The organism is Pseudorhodoferax sp. Leaf267, assembly GCF_001422405.1.
In the GTDB taxonomy this organism is placed as follows: Bacteria; Pseudomonadota; Gammaproteobacteria; order Burkholderiales; family Burkholderiaceae_C; genus Pseudorhodoferax.
Map to the genome: position 1 here is coordinate 310,142 of NZ_LMMV01000022.1, position 15,184 is coordinate 325,325.

Consider the following 15,184-nt stretch of genomic DNA (forward strand, 5'->3'; position numbering starts at 1 on the left):
CGCAGATCGATGCGCTGATTGTGTTTATGGAGTTTGCAAGTGGTGGCTCGACGCCAGCGAGGCCGCGTCCTTATAATCCACGCCTTTCCGAGGAGCGTTGCAGCGGCCCGCCGTGTTCACGGTGCAGTCGCGAGGCTCGGATTTAATTGCAACGACGCTCGCCCACGCTCTGTGCGGTGAGTTTTCTCCTTCAGAACGTGGCGTCTTCCACCTGCCCTCATGGAGCACATGATGAACGCCCCTTCCTCTTCCAAAGAACTGAACGCCGACTTCGCGATCGCCGACCTGGGCCTGGCCGCCTGGGGCCGCAAGGAAATCAGGATCGCCGAGACCGAGATGCCCGGCCTGATGGCCATCCGCGAAGAATTCGCCAAGACGCAGCCCTTGAAGGGTGCGCGCATCACCGGCAGCATCCACATGACGATCCAGACCGCCGTGTTGGTGGAGACGCTGCAGGCGCTCGGTGCCAGCGTGCGCTGGGCCTCGTGCAACATCTTCTCCACGCAGGACCACGCGGCCGCGGCGCTGGTGGCCAACGGCGCCCATGGCGGCGTCGGCACGCCCGTCTTCGCGCACAAGGGCGAGACCCTGGCCGAGTACTGGGATTTCACGCACCGCATCTTCGAGTTCGGCTCCAAGGACAGCGAGGGCGAAGGCCCCAACATGATCCTGGACGACGGAGGCGATGCCACGCTGCTGATGATCCTGGGCCAGCGCGCCGAGAAGGACATCTCGGTCGTGGCCAACCCCACGAGCGAGGAAGAGACCTGCCTGTACGCCGCGATCAAGGCCAAGCTGGCCGTGGACCCGACCTGGTACACGCGCAAGGCCGCGCAGATCATCGGCGTGACCGAAGAGACCACCACCGGCGTGCATCGCCTGAACGAGATGAGCGCCAAGGGCACGCTGCCGTTCCGCGCCATCAACGTGAACGACTCGGTGACCAAGAGCAAGTTCGACAACCTGTACGGCTGCCGTGAGTCGCTGGTCGACGGCATCAAGCGCGCCACCGACGTGATGATCGCCGGCAAGGTGGCGGTCGTGGCCGGCTACGGCGACGTCGGCAAGGGCTCGGCCCAGGCGCTGCGCGCGCTGTCGGCTCAGGTGTGGGTCACCGAGATCGACCCCATCAACGCGCTGCAGGCCGCGATGGAAGGCTACAAGGTCGTGACCATGGAGTACGCCGCCGACAAGGCCGACATCTTCGTGACCACCACCGGCAACAAGGGCATCATCCGCCACGAGCACATGCTGGCCATGAAAGACCAGGCCATCGTCTGCAACATCGGCCACTTCGACAACGAGATCGACATCGCCTCGCTCGAGAAGTACGAGTGGGACGAGATCAAGCCGCAGGTCGACCACATTACCTTCCCGGACGGCAAGAAGATCATCATGCTGGCCAAGGGCCGCCTCGTGAACCTAGGCTGCGGCACGGGCCACCCGAGCTTCGTGATGTCGTCCAGCTTCGCGAACCAGACCATCGCGCAGATCGAGCTGTTCACCAAGTCCGACAAGTACGAGCCCGGCAAAGTCTACGTGCTGCCCAAGCACCTGGACGAAAAAGTGGCTCGCCTGCACCTGAAGAAGGTCGGCGCCATGCTGACCGAGCTGACCGAAGAGCAGGCCGCCTACATCGGCGTGCCGGTGCAGGGCCCGTACAAGCCCGACACCTACAGGTACTGAGCCAACCCGGCTCGCGCGGCCCTGGGGTCGGTTCGCCAACCCCCTTGAAGAGGGCGCGCCTGCGGCCCGGCAGAGCCGGTGCCGCGGCATCTCCGGCCTTTGGCCGTGCTTATTGGAACGCCATGCGTGCTGATCAACTTCTCGTCGACCGCGGCCTGGCCGCGTCACGCTCACAGGCCCAGCGGCTGATTGCCGCGGGCCTGTCATGGCGCGTGGGCGATGCACCCTGGAAGGCCGTGGGCAAGAACAAGGACGAGCTGCCGGCCGAGGCCGAGCTGCGGCTCGAGGACGATGCCGAGGCGCGTTATGTGTCGCGCGGCGGGCTCAAGCTGGAAGGTGCGCTCAAGGCCAGCGGCCTGGACCCGACGGGGCTGACCTGTCTGGACGTGGGCCAGTCCACCGGAGGCTTCACCGATTGCCTGTTGCAGCACGGCGCGGCGCGCGTGGTCGGCGTGGACGTGGGCAGCAACCAGGTCCACCCGCACATCCAGCAGGACGCGCGCGTGCACTGCATCGAGGGTGTCAATGCGCGCGCGCTCGAAGCCGACGATCTGGGCGAGGAGCTGCCTGCGCAGGGCTTCGGCCTCATCGTGGGCGACCTGTCCTTCATCTCGCAGACGCTGGTGCTGCCGGCCATCGTGCCGCTGCTGGCCGATGACGGCCATTTGCTGATGCTGGTCAAGCCGCAGTTCGAACTGCAGCCGGGCCAGGTGGGCAAGGGCGGCATCGTGCGCGACGAGGCCATGTACCCCATCGTGCGCGCGCGCATCGCGGCCTGCTGCGCCGACCTGGGTCTGGAGATGGCGGGCTGGTGGGACAGTGTGATCAGCGGGGGCGATGGCAACCGCGAATTCTGGATGTTGGGAAAGAAGAAGACATGAGCACAAGCACCAGAGCGGACTTCCCGGTCAGCTACGAGTTCTTTCCACCGAAGACGCCCGAAGGCGTGGCCAAGCTGCGCGGCGTGCGCCAGGCGCTGTACGCGCGCCAGCCGCTGTTCTGCTCGGTGACGTATGGCGCCGGCGGCTCCACGCAGCAGGGCACCTTCGGCGCCGTGGCCGAGATCCTGGCCGAGGGCGTGGACGCGGCCTCGCACTTCTCGTGCATCGGTGCCACGCGCGAGACCGTGCGCACGCAACTGGCCGAGCTGCGCGCCATGGGCGTGAAACGCCTGGTGGCGCTGCGCGGCGACCTGCCCAGCGGCTACGGCGCAGGCGGCGAGTTCCACTACGCCAGCGACCTGGTGGCCTTCATCCGCGCCGAGACGGGCGACGCCTTCCACATCGAAGTGGCGGCCTACCCCGAGATCCACCCGCAGGCGCGTTCGCCCGAGGCCGATCTGCAGGCCTATGCGGCCAAGGTGCGGGCCGGCGCCAATGCCGCGATCACGCAGTACTTCTACAACGCCGATGCGTACTTCCGCTTCTGCGACGACACGCGGCGCATGGGGCTGGACGTGCCCGTGGTGCCGGGCGTGATGCCCATCATCAGCTCGACGCAGCTGATGCGTTTCTCGGATGCGTCGGGTGCCGAGATCCCGCGCTGGATCCGGCTGCGGCTGCAGGCCTTCGGCGACGACACGGCGTCCATCAAGGCCTTCGGGCTGGACGTTGTCGCCACGCTGTGCGAGCAGCTGCGCGCGGGCGGCGCGCCGGGGCTGCACTTCTACACGATGAACCAGTCGGTGGCCACGCTGGAGCTGTGCCGCCGGCTGGCGCTCTGAGTCCGGGCGCGCAGCGCGTTCGACGGGGCGCCCGGCAGCGCCACCCGGCGCGTCAGGCGATGCGCAGAGTGCGCGCGGCCTGCCGTGCCTGGCGCGCCAGCCGTGCGGACTCGGGCTGCAGCCGGGCCTGCTGCTGCAGCAGGTTCTGCGCCTCGACGGCCTGGCCGCCTTGGAGCAGCGCGTCGATGTAGATCTGCTGGAACAGGTCGCGCTGCGCGTGGCTGCCGCCGATCTCGCGCAAGCGGGGCAGGGCGGTGGCCAGTGCGTCGGCCGCGCGCCGGTGTTCGCCGCGTGCATGGGCCAGCAGCCCGGTGGCGGCCGGCACGGCCACGGCCTGCCAGCCCGGGGCCTGCCGCGCATGCGCAACCAGGCCGGCGTACAGCGCATCGGCCTCGGGCCGGCCCGCGCGGGCCAGGCCGTACAGGTATTGCAGGTCGAGGAAGGCCAGCACATGGTCGGCCACGCGCGGCGCCAGGTGGTCGGCCAGATCCTGCCAACGCGTGCCCACATCGACGCCGGCCAGCTCCAGCCGCGCCAGCAGCGATACAGCGTTGATCTGGTCCTGCGAATAGTCCTTGGCCACGCCCCAGACCTGCTGGTCGTACAGGCGCAGCACGGCTTCGGGCTGCTCCAGGTCCAGCGCGAACAGGGCCACGTGCCACCAGTTGTGCGTGACCATGAAGGAGTTCAGCCCGGTCCAGCTGTCGGCCACGCCGTGCAGGAAGTCCAGCCCCTCGCGCAGCCGGCCCTCGGTCAGCATCACATGGGCCAGTGCATGGTGGGCCCAGGGCTCCTTGCGGCACAGGGCGACGGCATGGCGCGCGGCGGCCTCGGCCTCGCGCAGGTAGTGGCACTGCTCCCAGCCGAAGGCCAGCATGCCGTGCAGGTAGGGCACGTCGGCCGCCGCAGGCTGCACGCCGCGCGCCAGCCGCAGCATGCCGGGCGCGTCGCCGCGGTTGAACAGGTGGTACTGGCCCAGCTTCACGGACACAAGGTCGCGCGGGAACTGCGTCGCCTGCTCCTCGTGCAGCCGGATCGCGGCGTCGATGTCGCCTGCCACCCAGGCTGCGATGGCCGCGATGAAACGCTGCTCGCGCGGCGTGGCATCCGGTGCGGCCTGCGCGCGCGCCAGGAAGGGCCGGGCGTTGGCGGGTGCCGTTGGCGTCTCGGCGAACATGTGCAGCGCGGCCGCATAGGCCTGCACGCTGGCGCCATGGTCGTGCCCGGCGACCTCCAGGATGCGCACCGCCCGCGCCTCGCAGGCGATGAAGCCTTCGACGAAATCGTCCACGCGCGCCAGGCTGCCGGCCTGCTCCAGCGTGACCGGGTTGCCCAGGCTGTCGGTCGGCATGCTGCGCGTCACGCCCAGTACAGAGCGCCCAGGTCGTTGGCGAAGATGGGCAGCGCGGTCCACAGCCCGCGCACGTTGCGCTTGGCGATGGTGGGGAACTCCGGCTGGTACAGGAAGCCGTTGGCCGCATCGGTCGCCAGCAGGCGCTGCGCCTCGCCGAGCAGCTTGTTGCGCTCGGCCGCGTTGCCCGTGGCCATGACCTTGTCGTACAGCGCGCTGAAGGCCTTGGAGTTGTAGCCCCAGTAGTACTCGGGCTTGGCGTAGTTGCCCAGGTCGAACGGCTCCACATGCGAGACGATGGACAGGTCGTAGTTGAAGCCACCGCCGTAGGTGCCGCTCAGCCACTGCGCCCATTCCACGTTCTGCGTCTTCACGGCGATGCCGATCTTGGCCAGCTGCGCCGTGATGACCTCGCCGCCCTGGCGCGCATAGGGTGGCGGCGGCAGCGTCATGGTCAGCTCCAGCGGCGTCTTGATGCCGGCCTCGGCCATGAGCTGCTTGGCCTTGTCCAGGTTGAACGGGTTGACGCCGGTGGTGTCCACGAACCCGGGCGCGCCGGGCACGTAGTGGCTGCCGATCGGCGTGCCGAAGCCGTCGGCCGCGCCGTCGACCACTGTCTTGCGGTCGATCGCCGAGAGGATGGCGCGGCGCACGCGCACGTCGTCCAGCGGTTTGCGGCGGTGGTTGATGGCCAGGATGGTCTTGGCGCGCGAGCCGGCCAGGATCACCTGGAACTGCGGGTTGGCCTTGAACTGCGCGACCACGCGCGTGGCGATGCGCGGGAACGCGTCCACGTCGCCAGCCAGCAGCGAGGCGGCCTGCGCGGCCGGGTCGGAGATGAAGCGAAAGCTGATGCGCGAGAGCTTGGCCGCGGCCGGGTTGCGGTAGGCCGGCCACTTCTTGAGCGAGAGCGATGCGCCCTTGTTGTAGGCGTCCAGCTGGTAGGGGCCGGTGCCCACGGGGCGCGCGGCGTTGGTGTCGGCGCTCTTGGGCTCCACGATGATGGCCGTGGCCTGGCCCAGCAGGAAGGGCAGGTCGGGGTCGATCTCCTTGTTCAGCAGCACGACGGTGTAGTCGTCCACGACCTGCACGCCGATGTTGGCGAAGGTGCGCTTGTCCTTGTTGGTGCTCTTCTCACCGCCCGCGCGCTCGAAGCTGAATTTGACGGCTTGCGCGTTGAACGGCTCGCCGTTGTGGAACTTGGCGTCGCGGCGCAGCTGGAAGGTGTAGGTCTTGAGGTCGGGCGAGACATCCCACTTCTCGGCCAGCAGCGGCACGACGCGGCCGTCGGGCTGGATCTTGGTCAGCGTCTCGTAGATGCTGTAGAGCGTGACCTCGGCGATCGAGGCGGCCGCGCTGGCCGTCGGGTCCAGGCCCGTGGGCTCCAGCGTCATGCCCAGCACCATGGCGTCCTTGCGGGACTGGGCGGTGGCCGGCAGCGTGGCCGCGAGGGCCGTGGCAGCGCTGGTGGCAAGGACGGTGCGGCGGTTCAACATGGTCATCGAGCTCCTCGGAACAACAAAAAAGCTGACATCAGCACAGGCGCAGACGGGCCGGACCTTACCTCATGTCCGGCGGCTCTGCGCGCGGCACGGCGGCCAGCAGCGCCTGGGTGTAGGGGTGCTGCGCATGGGCGAACAGCTGGGCCGGGTCGCCACGCTCGACGACCAGGCCGCGGTGCAGCACGCAGACCTCGTCGCACAGGTGGTGCACCACGGCCAGGTCGTGGCTGATCAGCAGGTAGCTCACGCCATGGCGCTCGCGCAGGTCCTGCATCAAGTTCAGCACCTGGGCCTGCACCGACACGTCCAGCGCGCTGACCGGCTCGTCCGCGACGATGAGCCTGGGCCGCGTGATGAGGGCGCGCGCGATGGCGATGCGCTGGCGCTGGCCGCCCGAGAACTCGTGCGGGTACTTGTCCAGGTCGCTGCTGCGCAGGCCCACCTCGGCCAAGGTTTCGGCGGCGCGCTCGCGGCGTTCCCTGGCGCTGCTGCCGGCCAGCGCGGCCAGCGGCTCGGCCACGATGGTGGCCACGGTCTGGCGCGGGTCCAGCGAGCCGTACGGGTCCTGGAACACCATCTGGAAGTCGCGCCGCGCGGTCTTGAGCGCGGCGGCGTCGGCCTGGTGCAGGTCCAGGCCCTGCAGGCGCACGCTGCCCGAGGTCGGCTTGTCCAGCGCCATCACCAGCCGTGCGATGGTGGACTTGCCCGAGCCCGATTCGCCGACGATGCCCAGGCTGCGCCCGGCCTGCAGCGTGAAGCTGACGCCGTTCAATGCCTGCACGACGGGCGCCGGGCCGAATAGCTTCTCGCGCGGCAGCGCGTAGTGGCGCACCAGGTCGCTGACTTCGAGCAGGGCTGTCATGCCGTCGCCCCGGTGATCTCGTGCAGCCGGATGCAGCGCACGGCATGCGCGTGCGGCAGCCACTCGGCGGGCGGCACTGTTGTGTGGCAGGCCGCGATGGTGTGCGTGCAGCGGCCCGCGAACGGGCAGCCGGGCGGCAGGTCGACCAGCTCGGGCACGCTGCCCGCGATGGTGGCCAGGCGCTGGCCCTTGGCCGCGCCCAGAGCCGGCCTGGCCGCGAACAGGCCTTGCGTGTAGGGGTGGGCGCGCTGCGCGAACACGGCCGCGGTGGGCCCGCTCTCGACCACGCTGCCGCCGTACATCACCAGCATGCGCGCGGCGCTGCGCGCGATCACGCCCAGGTCGTGCGAGATCAGGATCAGCGCCATGCCGCGCTCGGCGACCAGCTCGGCCAGCAGGTCGAGGATCTGCTTCTGGATCGTCACGTCCAGGGCCGTCGTGGGCTCGTCGGCGATCAAGAGGTCGGGGCCGCAGGCCAGCGCCATGGCGATGCCGATGCGCTGGCGCTGGCCGCCCGAGAACTGGTGCGGGTAGGCGTCCAGCCGCGATGCCGCATCGCGGATGCCCACGCGCTCCAGCAGCGCCAGCGCCTCGGCGCGTGCCGCGGCCTTGGACATTCCACGGTGCAGCCGCAGCGGCTCGGCCACCTGGCGTCCGATCGTGTGCACCGGATTCAGCGCCGTCATGGGCTCCTGGAAGATCATGCCGATGCGGTTGCCGCGGATCGCGCACAGCGCGCGCTCGGGCAGGCCCACGAGTTCCTGGCCGTCGAAACGGATGCTCCCGCCCACTGTGGCGTTGGCTGGCAGCAGGCCCATCAGCGACATGACGGTGATGGACTTGCCGCAGCCCGATTCGCCGACGATGCCCAGCGTCTCGCCGCGCGCCAGGCTGAACGAGATGCCGCGCACAGCCTCGGCCGGGCCGCGCTGCGTTTGCAGGCCGACGCGCAGGTCCGTCACTTCCAGCAAGGGACTGGTCATCGCGCCCTCGCCAGGCGTGGGTCGAGCAGGTCGCGCAGCCCGTCGCCCAGCAGGTTCAGGCCCAGCACCGCCAGCGCGATGGCCATGCCCGGGAACACGGCGAGCAGCGGCTGCTGGAACATCAGCGTTTGCGCCTCACTGAGCATGCGGCCCCAGGACGGCTGCGGCGGCTGCGTGCCCAGGCCCAGGTAGGACAGCGCGGCCTCGGCGAGGATGGCGACCGCGAAGCGGATCGTGATCTGCACGATCAGCGCGGCCGAGATGTTGGGCAGCACATGCTGCAAGGTGATCGCCAAGCGGCCCTTGCCGCAGGCGCGCGCGGCCGCCACGTATTCGCGCGCCCAGACCGCGTTGGCCGAGCCCCGTGCGATGCGCGCGAACATCGGGATGTTGTAGATGCCGATCGCAACGATGGCGTTCACGATGCCGGGGCCGAACACGGCGGTCAGCATGATGGCTGACAGGATGGCCGGGAAGGCCAGCGAGAAGTCGGCCACGCGCATGATGGCCTCCTCGACCCAGCCACGCCGCGCCGCCGCAAGCAGGCCCAGCGCGGTGCCGGCGACCAGGCCGATGCCCACGGCGATCACGCCGACCAGGATGGACGCGCGCGCACCGACCAGCAGCAGCGAGGCCACGTCGCGGCCGAACGCGTCGGTGCCCAGCCAGTGCGCAGCGCTGGGGCCTTGCAGCTTGTTGGCCATGTCCATCTCCAGCGGCGGCCAGGGCGTCCACAGGTAGGACATGCCGGCGGCCAGCAACAGCAGCGCCGTCAGCACGCCGCCGAGCACGAAGCTGCGGTGGCGCAGGGCGCGGTGCCAGAAGCCGGGCGCGGTGCTGCGGGGCAGGACGGCACTCATACGTCGCTGGCCTTGAGCCGCGGGTCGATCACGGCGTACAGCAGGTCCACGATGAAGTTCACGACCACCACCATGGCCGCCAGCAGCATCACGCAGTTGCGCACCACGACGAGGTCGCGGTTGGCGATGGACTGGAAGATCAGCCGGCCCAGGCCCGGCAGGTAGAACACGTTCTCGACCACGATGGTGCCGGCCATCAGCTCGGCGAACTGCATGCCCATGACCGTGATGACGGGGATCAGCGCGTTGCGCAGCACATGGCCCCACAGCACGGCGGGCTGCGCCAGGCCCTTGGCGCGGGCGGTGCGCACGAAGTCCTCGCGCATGACCTCGAGCACGGCCGAGCGCGTGATGCGCGCCAGGATCGCGGCCTGCACCACGGCCAGCGCGATGGCCGGCAGGAGCAAGGCCTTGAGGCCGGGCAGCAGGCCGTCGCCCCACCCATCGAAGCCCCCCGCCGAGAACCACTGCAGCTTCACGGAGAACAGCAGGATCAACAGGATGGCGAACCAGAAGTTCGGGATCGCAATCCCCACCTGGGCCAGGCCCATGAGGCCCACGTCGCCGAGCTTGTTGTGGCGTGCCGCGGCTGTGATGCCGACGAGCAGGGCCAGCACCGTGGTCAGCGCCATGGCCATGAAGGCCAGCGGCGCGGTCAGCGCCAGGCGTTCGAGGATCAGATCCAGCACCGGCGAGCCGTAGGCGTAGCTGTCGCCCAGGTCGCCGGTGAGCATGCCGCCGACCCAGTGCCAGTAGCGCGCCCAGGCGGGCTGGTCCAGGCCCAGCTTGGTGGCCAGCGCGGCCACGGCCTCGGGCGAGGCGTCGGCGCCCATCAGGATCTGCGCGGCGTTGCCGGGCAGGATGTCCAGCACCAGGAACACGATCACCGAGGCGCCGACCAGGGTCGCGACCAACGTGGCGAAGCGCTTGGCCAGGAACAGGCTCATGCAGCGGCGCGGGCGGGAGAGGGCGGCCTTGGGCCTGGTGCGGGGCGGGTCATCGTGCGCCGCCATTATGTGGGCGCGGGCGCGGCGGGATAATCGCGCCCATGGCCCTCACGATCACCGACGAATGCATCAACTGCGACGTGTGCGAGCCCGAGTGCCCGAACGATGCGATCTCCATGGGCGAGAGCATCTACGAGATCGAGCCCTCGCGCTGCACCGAGTGCGTGGGCCACTTCGACGAGCCGCAGTGCGTGCAGATCTGCCCCGTGGCCTGCATCCCCATTCACCCCGATTTCGTCGAGGACAACGCGTCACTGTGGGCCAAGTACCGCCGGCTGCAGGCCGAAGCCGGCAAGCCCGTCTCGGACGCCGCGCCTCAGGCCTGAGGTGCGGGCAGCTCCGGCCGCGGAGGCTTGGGCCGGGGCGGCTTGCTGGTGTGGATCTGCATCATGGCCTGCGTGAAGTCGCCCGCCACCAGCAGCGGCAGGGCGCGCACGGACCGCTCGATCGCCTCGTCGATCGCGTCCTGGTGCTCGCGTGAGGGCTTCTTGAGTACCCAGCCCAGCACCTGGTCCTTGGCGCCCGGGTGGCCGATGCCCAGGCGCAGCCGCCAGTAGTCCGCTGAACCCAGTTGCGCATGGATGTCGCGCAGGCCGTTGTGGCCGGCGTGGCTGCCGCCCTGCTTGAGCTTGGCCTGGCCGGGCACGATGTCCAGCTCGTCGTGCGCGACCAGTACCTCCGAGGGCGCGATCTTGAAGAAGCGCGCCAGTGACGCGACCGACTTGCCCGACAGGTTCATGAAGGTCTGCGGCTCCAGCAGCCAGACGGTCTGGCCCTGCACTTGCGTGCGCGCGGCCAGGCCCCAGTAGCTTTTCTCGGGCACCAGCGTCACCTTGAGCTCGCGCGCGAGCGCATCGATCCACCAGAAGCCGGCGTTGTGCCGCGTCTGTTCATAGTCCGGGCCCGGGTTGCCCAGGCCGACGAAGAGCTTGATCATGTCCGCGATTATTCCGCCTTGATCTGCGCAGCCCGGATGATGCGGCCGTTGCTTTCGTACTCGGCGGCGATGGTCTTCGCGAAGTCGGCCGCGCTGCCGCCGGTGGGCACGTTGTCGGTGGCCAGCAACTTGGCGCGCAGGTCGGGTGCGGCCAGGGCCTTGTTGATGTCGGCGTTGTATTGCGCGACCAATGCCGCCGGCGTGCCGGCCGGTGCAAACACGCCGAATTGCGACGACAGGTTGGCCGCCGCGAAGCCTAGTTCGGCCAGCGTGGGCACCTGGGGCAGGCTCTCCAGGCGCGCCGGGGCGCCCACGGCGAGCGGGCGCAGCTTGCCGGTGCGGATGTGGTTGGTCAGCGTTGGGCTGGCGTTGGTCGACAGGATCTCGAACTGCCCGCCCAGCGCGTCGTTGATCTGCTGGCCGCCGCCCTTGTAGGGGATGTGCGTGATGTCCACGCCCGAGGCAGCACGCAACTGCGCCAGCATGATGTGGCCCAGCGAGGCCTGGCCGGAAGTCGCCCAGCGCACGGCGCCGGGGCTGGCCTTGGCCTGCTCGAGCAGGGTCTTGAAATCGGCACTGCTGCTGGCCGGTGTCGCCGCCAGCAACACGGGCGAATACATCACGCTGGCGACCGGCACTACGTCCTTCAGCGGGTCGAAAGGCGACTTGCCCAGATGCGGGCTCAGCACCAGCGGGCTGATGGCCGCGAAGCCCAGCGTTACGCCATCGGGTGCGGCCTTGGCCACGGCATCCACGCCGATGCTGCCGCTGGCACCGGCCTTGTTCTCGATGATGACGCTGTTGCCCCATTGCGCCGCAAGCTTGTCGGCCAGGGCACGCGCGACCACGTCGCTGACGCCGCCTGCCGGGTAGGCCACGACGATGCGGACCGTCTTGGGGATGGCCGTGCTCTGGGCGACGGCGGCGCTAGCTGCGGTCGCCAGCAGCAGCGTAGACAGGATGCGGGAGGTGCGTGATGCCATGGGTGAATCTCGGTGACGCGAAGGAGCAAAAAAAGGCCCGCCGAGGCGGGCCGTGCTGTCGCAGGCGAAGCTTACTTCTTGCCCTTGGCAGGCTTGGCAGCGGCGGCTGCAGCAGCCGCGGCTGCCGCTGCGGCGACTTCGGCCGGATCTTCTTCGACCACTGGCGGCGTGGCGGAGGCCAGCACCAGATTGTTCTTGCCGTGGCTGACCCACTTCACGCCGCGGGGCAGCTTGATGTCCTTCAGCGTGACGGTGCCGTTGTTCTTCAGGCCGGACAGGTCGACCTCGATGAACTCGGGCAGGTCGGTCGGCAGGCAATTCAGTTCGAGCTCGGTGGTCACGTGGTTGACCAGGTTCTGATCGATCTTGACGGCGTCGGACTCTTCTTCGCCCTTGAAGTGCAGCGGCACCTTCAGGTTCATGCGAGTCTTGGCGTCCACGCGCTGGAAGTCGATGTGCAGGACCAGCTGGCGGAACGGGTGCATCTGCACGTCGCGCAGCAGAACCTTGTTGGTCTGGCCGGCCAGTTCCATCTCGAGGATGGTCGAGTGGAAGGCTTCCTTCTTCAGCGCATGCCACAGCGCGTTGTGGTCCAGCTCGATCAGCTGGGGTTCGCCTGCACCGCCATAGACGATGCCGGGGGTCTTGCCCGTGATGCGGAGACGGCGGCTCGCACCCGTGCCCTGCTTGGCGCGCTCGTAAGCGACGAATTTCATAGTGACTCCTGTGAGAGTGGGTCGCGACCAACACCACTCCGGTTGAAAAAACGCCGGCCACGGCCTCGAGGGCGTGGGGCGGCGTCTGCTGGATGCTCCCGGGCTAGAACAGGTTTTCCTGGTCCGAGAACAAACTCATCACCGACTCACCCTTGGCGATGCGCTGGATCGTTTCGGCGATTAGCGGTGCCACGGTGAGTTGGCGGATTTTCTTGCATCCCGAAGCGGCTTCGCTCAGCGGGATCGTGTTCGTGACCACGACTTCGTCCAGGGCCGAGCCCTGCGAGATGCGGTCGATGGCCGGGCCCGAGAAGATCGGGTGCGTGCAGTAGGCATACACCTTCTTGGCGCCGCGCTCCTTGAGCACCTCGGCCGCTTTGACCAGCGTGCCGGCCGTGTCGATCATGTCGTCCATGATCACGCAATTGCGGCCGTCGATCTCGCCGATCACGTGCATGACCTCGCTGACGTTGGCCTTGGGGCGGCGCTTGTCGATGATGGCCATGTCGCAGTTCAATTGCTTGGCCAGCGCGCGTGCGCGCACCACGCCGCCCACGTCGGGCGAGACGACGATCAGGTCTTCGTAGTTCTTCTGGCGCAGGTCGCCCAGCAGCACGGGCGAGGCGTAGATGTTGTCGACCGGGATGTCGAAGAAGCCCTGGATCTGGTCGGCATGCAGGTCCATGGTCAGGACCCGGTCCACGCCCACGGCCTGCAGCATGTTGGCCACCACTTTGGCGGTGATCGGCACGCGGGCCGAACGGGGCCGGCGGTCCTGCCTCGCGTAGCCGAAATAGGGGATCACGGCGCTGATCCGTTCGGCCGAGGCGCGCTTGAGCGCGTCGACCATGATCAGCAGTTCCATGATGTTTTCGTTGGTCGGAGCGCAGGTGCTCTGCACCACGAACACATCGCGTGCCCGCACGTTCTGGTTCACCTCGACCGTGACTTCACCATCGGAGAAACGACCGACGCTGGCGGCGCCGAGCGTGATGCCCAGGTGGTGGGCAATCTCTGCTGCAAGGCCAGGATTGGCATTGCCGGTGAAGATCATGAAATCGGTGTTCTGAGGCTGCATGCGCGTCCCGGCGGAGAAAGCAGCGGGCCTCAGGCCCGATGTGTTGTTTGGCAGGGGAAGAAGGATTCGAACCTTCGCATGCTGGAATCAAAATCCAGTGCCTTAACCAACTTGGCGACTCCCCTACACAGGTGAACGGCGCAAAAAGCGCCGCCTACCTCAATTCTGACTGACTGCCCACCCGGCCAAAGGATGAACATCCAGATTGCTGCAAAGCCGAACCTGCCAGCCCTCTGGCGCTGCGGGGTGTTCCGCTTGGTGCCAGGGTGCAAATACCGCACTTCCAGAGCCCGTCATTCTGCCCTTTGCTCCGGCCGCCGCAAGCCATTCGAGGGCTTTACCGACATCCGCACACAGGGTTTGTGCGACGGGCTGCAGATCATTGTGGCCAAAGCCGTATGGGTCTGCAGCAAAGCCTAAGAGTATAGCAGTATCTGTGTCGCGCTTGAGTTGCGGCGATGCAAAAATCTTTGCGGTCTCGAGCCCGGCGGGTGTTTTCACAACGAGGAAGCGCGCAGCAGGCAGCTCGATCGGCTGCATGCTCTCGCCGATGCCTTCGACCCAGGCATTGCGCCCGCCCAGGAAAAACGGCACGTCGGCGCCCAGCGACAGGCCGATGGCCGAGAGCTGGCGCAGGTCGAAGTCCAGCTTCCACAGGCGGTTCAGCGCCAGCAGGCAGCTGGCGGCATCGGACGAACCACCGCCCATGCCGGCCTCGCTGGGGATGCGTTTGAGTACGCCGATATGCGCACCCAATGCCGTGCCAGAGGCCCGCTGAAGCGCCCGCGCTGCGCGCAGCGTGAGGTCGTCAGCGGGCAGCACGGGGCCGAGGTCTTCGCGGCTCAGTTGGCCATCGTGGCGCAGCTCGACATGCAGGCTGTCGTGCCAGTCGATCAGCATGAACGCGGACTGCAGCAGGTGGTAGCCGTCGCTGCGCCGGCCGGTGATGTGCAGGAACAGGTTCAGCTTGGCCGGCGCGGCGATGTCGTAGATGGCCTTCATGGTGCGAAGACGATGCGGAGTTCCGCCGTAGGCAGGGGCATGCTGCGCCGGGCGCTGATGCGTCCGTCCGCGACACGCGACAGGTCGGCCTGCCATCCCGGCACATCGGCTGCGCGGCCGGCCAGCCAATCGAACAGTGCGGCCAGCGGCAGCGGTGTGCCCGTGGCATCGGCGGACAGGTCCTCGATCGAGGCATAGCGGCGCTCGCGGCCGTCGGCACGCAGCCAGGCGGTGCCAGGCTCCCAGCGCAATTGCGCCGCCGTCGCGCCCAGTGGGGTGAACAGGGACAGCTCACCGCGTTCAGGCGAGCCGCGCAATTCGAAGCTTGCCGAGAAGGACTGCGCCTGCTCGCCCTCGACCTGCAGCGCCAGACGGCCGCTCCACATGCCTTGATCGGCATCCTGGACGGTGCGTGGTGGCAGGGCGCATGCACTGAGGGCCAGGACGCCCGCGAGCAGCACGGCTCGCCGTGCGTGATGCAGCGGGGCCGACAT

General features: G+C 68.4%; 16 protein-coding genes, 1 tRNA gene and 1 riboswitch. Of the genes, 4 read left to right on the forward strand and 13 right to left on the reverse strand.

Annotated features, from left to right (window positions below):
- The first annotated feature begins 83 nt into the window (after positions 1-83).
- Positions 84-167: riboswitch (S-adenosyl-L-homocysteine riboswitch) on the forward strand.
- A 64-nt stretch (positions 168-231) separates the two neighbouring features.
- From ahcY to metF, 3 genes are all read left to right on the forward strand, one after another.
- Complete coding sequence (ahcY, locus tag ASF43_RS21265) at positions 232-1,686, forward strand: adenosylhomocysteinase (RefSeq protein ID WP_056185748.1); 1,455 nt, start codon at positions 232-234, stop codon at positions 1,684-1,686.
- Between the two features lie 122 nt (positions 1,687-1,808).
- Positions 1,809-2,567, forward strand: coding sequence for a TlyA family RNA methyltransferase (locus ASF43_RS21270; protein ID WP_056185273.1), 759 nt, complete (start codon positions 1,809-1,811; stop codon positions 2,565-2,567).
- Positions 2,564-3,409, forward strand: a complete 846-nt coding sequence (gene metF, locus ASF43_RS21275) for a methylenetetrahydrofolate reductase [NAD(P)H] (RefSeq protein WP_056185277.1) — start codon at positions 2,564-2,566, stop codon at positions 3,407-3,409. The genes ASF43_RS21270 and metF overlap by 4 nt, the downstream gene beginning before the upstream one ends.
- Positions 3,410-3,461: 52 nt before the next feature.
- Here metF and ASF43_RS21280 read toward each other — a convergent pair whose 3' ends face one another.
- The 6 genes from ASF43_RS21280 to ASF43_RS21305 form a co-directional block, all read right to left on the reverse strand.
- The gene (locus ASF43_RS21280) at positions 3,462-4,760 is read right to left on the reverse strand and encodes a tetratricopeptide repeat protein (RefSeq protein ID WP_056185751.1); all 1,299 of its coding nucleotides are present in this window, start codon (positions 4,758-4,760) and stop codon (positions 3,462-3,464) included.
- Between the two features lie 8 nt (positions 4,761-4,768).
- Positions 4,769-6,256 carry an ABC transporter substrate-binding protein gene (locus ASF43_RS21285; protein ID WP_056185279.1) on the reverse strand — a complete coding sequence of 496 codons (1,488 nt, stop codon included), beginning with the start codon at positions 6,254-6,256 and terminating at the stop codon, positions 4,769-4,771.
- A gap of 64 nt (positions 6,257-6,320) precedes the next feature.
- The gene (locus tag ASF43_RS21290) at positions 6,321-7,124 is read right to left on the reverse strand and encodes an ATP-binding cassette domain-containing protein (protein ID WP_082498051.1); all 804 of its coding nucleotides are present in this window, start codon (positions 7,122-7,124) and stop codon (positions 6,321-6,323) included.
- Positions 7,121-8,107, reverse strand: a complete 987-nt coding sequence (locus ASF43_RS21295) for an ABC transporter ATP-binding protein (RefSeq protein ID WP_056185287.1) — start codon at positions 8,105-8,107, stop codon at positions 7,121-7,123. The genes ASF43_RS21290 and ASF43_RS21295 overlap by 4 nt, the downstream gene beginning before the upstream one ends.
- The gene (locus ASF43_RS21300; protein ID WP_056185289.1) at positions 8,104-8,967 is read right to left on the reverse strand and encodes an ABC transporter permease; all 864 of its coding nucleotides are present in this window, start codon (positions 8,965-8,967) and stop codon (positions 8,104-8,106) included. The genes ASF43_RS21295 and ASF43_RS21300 overlap by 4 nt, the downstream gene beginning before the upstream one ends.
- Positions 8,964-9,914 (reverse strand): ABC transporter permease, encoded by a 951-nt coding sequence (locus tag ASF43_RS21305; RefSeq protein ID WP_056185291.1) that lies wholly within the window; start codon positions 9,912-9,914, stop codon positions 8,964-8,966. The genes ASF43_RS21300 and ASF43_RS21305 overlap by 4 nt, the downstream gene beginning before the upstream one ends.
- Positions 9,915-10,015: 101 nt before the next feature.
- Here ASF43_RS21305 and ASF43_RS21310 point away from each other — a divergent pair, with 101 nt between their 5' ends.
- Positions 10,016-10,300 carry a YfhL family 4Fe-4S dicluster ferredoxin gene (locus ASF43_RS21310; RefSeq protein ID WP_056185294.1) on the forward strand — a complete coding sequence of 95 codons (285 nt, stop codon included), beginning with the start codon at positions 10,016-10,018 and terminating at the stop codon, positions 10,298-10,300.
- Here ASF43_RS21310 and pth read toward each other — a convergent pair.
- The 7 genes from pth to ASF43_RS21345 form a co-directional block, all read right to left on the reverse strand.
- Positions 10,291-10,911, reverse strand: coding sequence for an aminoacyl-tRNA hydrolase (gene pth, locus ASF43_RS21315; protein WP_056185298.1), 621 nt, complete (start codon positions 10,909-10,911; stop codon positions 10,291-10,293). The genes ASF43_RS21310 and pth overlap by 10 nt on opposite strands.
- 8 nt (positions 10,912-10,919) lie before the next feature.
- Positions 10,920-11,894, reverse strand: a complete 975-nt coding sequence (locus ASF43_RS21320) for a tripartite tricarboxylate transporter substrate binding protein (protein WP_056185301.1) — start codon at positions 11,892-11,894, stop codon at positions 10,920-10,922.
- Between the two features lie 71 nt (positions 11,895-11,965).
- A complete protein-coding gene (locus ASF43_RS21325; protein WP_056185304.1) occupies positions 11,966-12,610 on the reverse strand; it encodes a 50S ribosomal protein L25/general stress protein Ctc in 645 nt (214 codons plus the stop codon).
- Positions 12,611-12,713: 103 nt separating this feature from the next.
- Positions 12,714-13,688 carry a ribose-phosphate pyrophosphokinase gene (locus ASF43_RS21330; RefSeq protein WP_056185307.1) on the reverse strand — a complete coding sequence of 325 codons (975 nt, stop codon included), beginning with the start codon at positions 13,686-13,688 and terminating at the stop codon, positions 12,714-12,716.
- A gap of 48 nt (positions 13,689-13,736) precedes the next feature.
- Positions 13,737-13,813: transfer RNA gene (locus tag ASF43_RS21335), tRNA-Gln, on the reverse strand.
- Positions 13,814-13,847: 34 nt separating this feature from the next.
- A complete protein-coding gene (gene ispE, locus ASF43_RS21340) occupies positions 13,848-14,690 on the reverse strand; it encodes a 4-(cytidine 5'-diphospho)-2-C-methyl-D-erythritol kinase (RefSeq protein ID WP_056185310.1) in 843 nt (280 codons plus the stop codon).
- Positions 14,687-15,184, reverse strand: a complete 498-nt coding sequence (locus tag ASF43_RS21345; protein ID WP_056185313.1) for an outer membrane lipoprotein LolB — start codon at positions 15,182-15,184, stop codon at positions 14,687-14,689. Before ASF43_RS21345 ends, ispE begins: the two co-directional genes overlap by 4 nt.

Excerpts from the sequence above, each read along its gene's own strand:
- ahcY (WP_056185748.1), top strand. The coding sequence starts at position 232 with ATGAACGCCCCTTCCTCTTCCAAAGAACTGAACGCCGACTTCGCGATC.
- ASF43_RS21270 (WP_056185273.1), top strand. The coding sequence starts at position 1,809 with ATGCGTGCTGATCAACTTCTCGTCGACCGCGGCCTGGCCGCGTCACGC.
- metF (WP_056185277.1), top strand. The coding sequence starts at position 2,564 with ATGAGCACAAGCACCAGAGCGGACTTCCCGGTCAGCTACGAGTTCTTT.
- ASF43_RS21280 (WP_056185751.1), bottom strand. The coding sequence starts at position 4,760 with ATGCCGACCGACAGCCTGGGCAACCCGGTCACGCTGGAGCAGGCCGGC.
- ASF43_RS21285 (WP_056185279.1), bottom strand. The coding sequence starts at position 6,256 with ATGTTGAACCGCCGCACCGTCCTTGCCACCAGCGCTGCCACGGCCCTC.
- ASF43_RS21290 (WP_082498051.1), bottom strand. The coding sequence starts at position 7,124 with ATGACAGCCCTGCTCGAAGTCAGCGACCTGGTGCGCCACTACGCGCTG.
- ASF43_RS21295 (WP_056185287.1), bottom strand. The coding sequence starts at position 8,107 with ATGACCAGTCCCTTGCTGGAAGTGACGGACCTGCGCGTCGGCCTGCAA.
- ASF43_RS21300 (WP_056185289.1), bottom strand. The coding sequence starts at position 8,967 with ATGAGTGCCGTCCTGCCCCGCAGCACCGCGCCCGGCTTCTGGCACCGC.
- ASF43_RS21305 (WP_056185291.1), bottom strand. The coding sequence starts at position 9,914 with ATGAGCCTGTTCCTGGCCAAGCGCTTCGCCACGTTGGTCGCGACCCTG.
- ASF43_RS21310 (WP_056185294.1), top strand. The coding sequence starts at position 10,016 with ATGGCCCTCACGATCACCGACGAATGCATCAACTGCGACGTGTGCGAG.
- pth (WP_056185298.1), bottom strand. The coding sequence starts at position 10,911 with ATGATCAAGCTCTTCGTCGGCCTGGGCAACCCGGGCCCGGACTATGAA.
- ASF43_RS21320 (WP_056185301.1), bottom strand. The coding sequence starts at position 11,894 with ATGGCATCACGCACCTCCCGCATCCTGTCTACGCTGCTGCTGGCGACC.
- ASF43_RS21325 (WP_056185304.1), bottom strand. The coding sequence starts at position 12,610 with ATGAAATTCGTCGCTTACGAGCGCGCCAAGCAGGGCACGGGTGCGAGC.
- ASF43_RS21330 (WP_056185307.1), bottom strand. The coding sequence starts at position 13,688 with ATGCAGCCTCAGAACACCGATTTCATGATCTTCACCGGCAATGCCAAT.
- ispE (WP_056185310.1), bottom strand. The coding sequence starts at position 14,690 with ATGAAGGCCATCTACGACATCGCCGCGCCGGCCAAGCTGAACCTGTTC.
- ASF43_RS21345 (WP_056185313.1), bottom strand. The coding sequence starts at position 15,184 with ATGTCGGCCCCGCTGCATCACGCACGGCGAGCCGTGCTGCTCGCGGGC.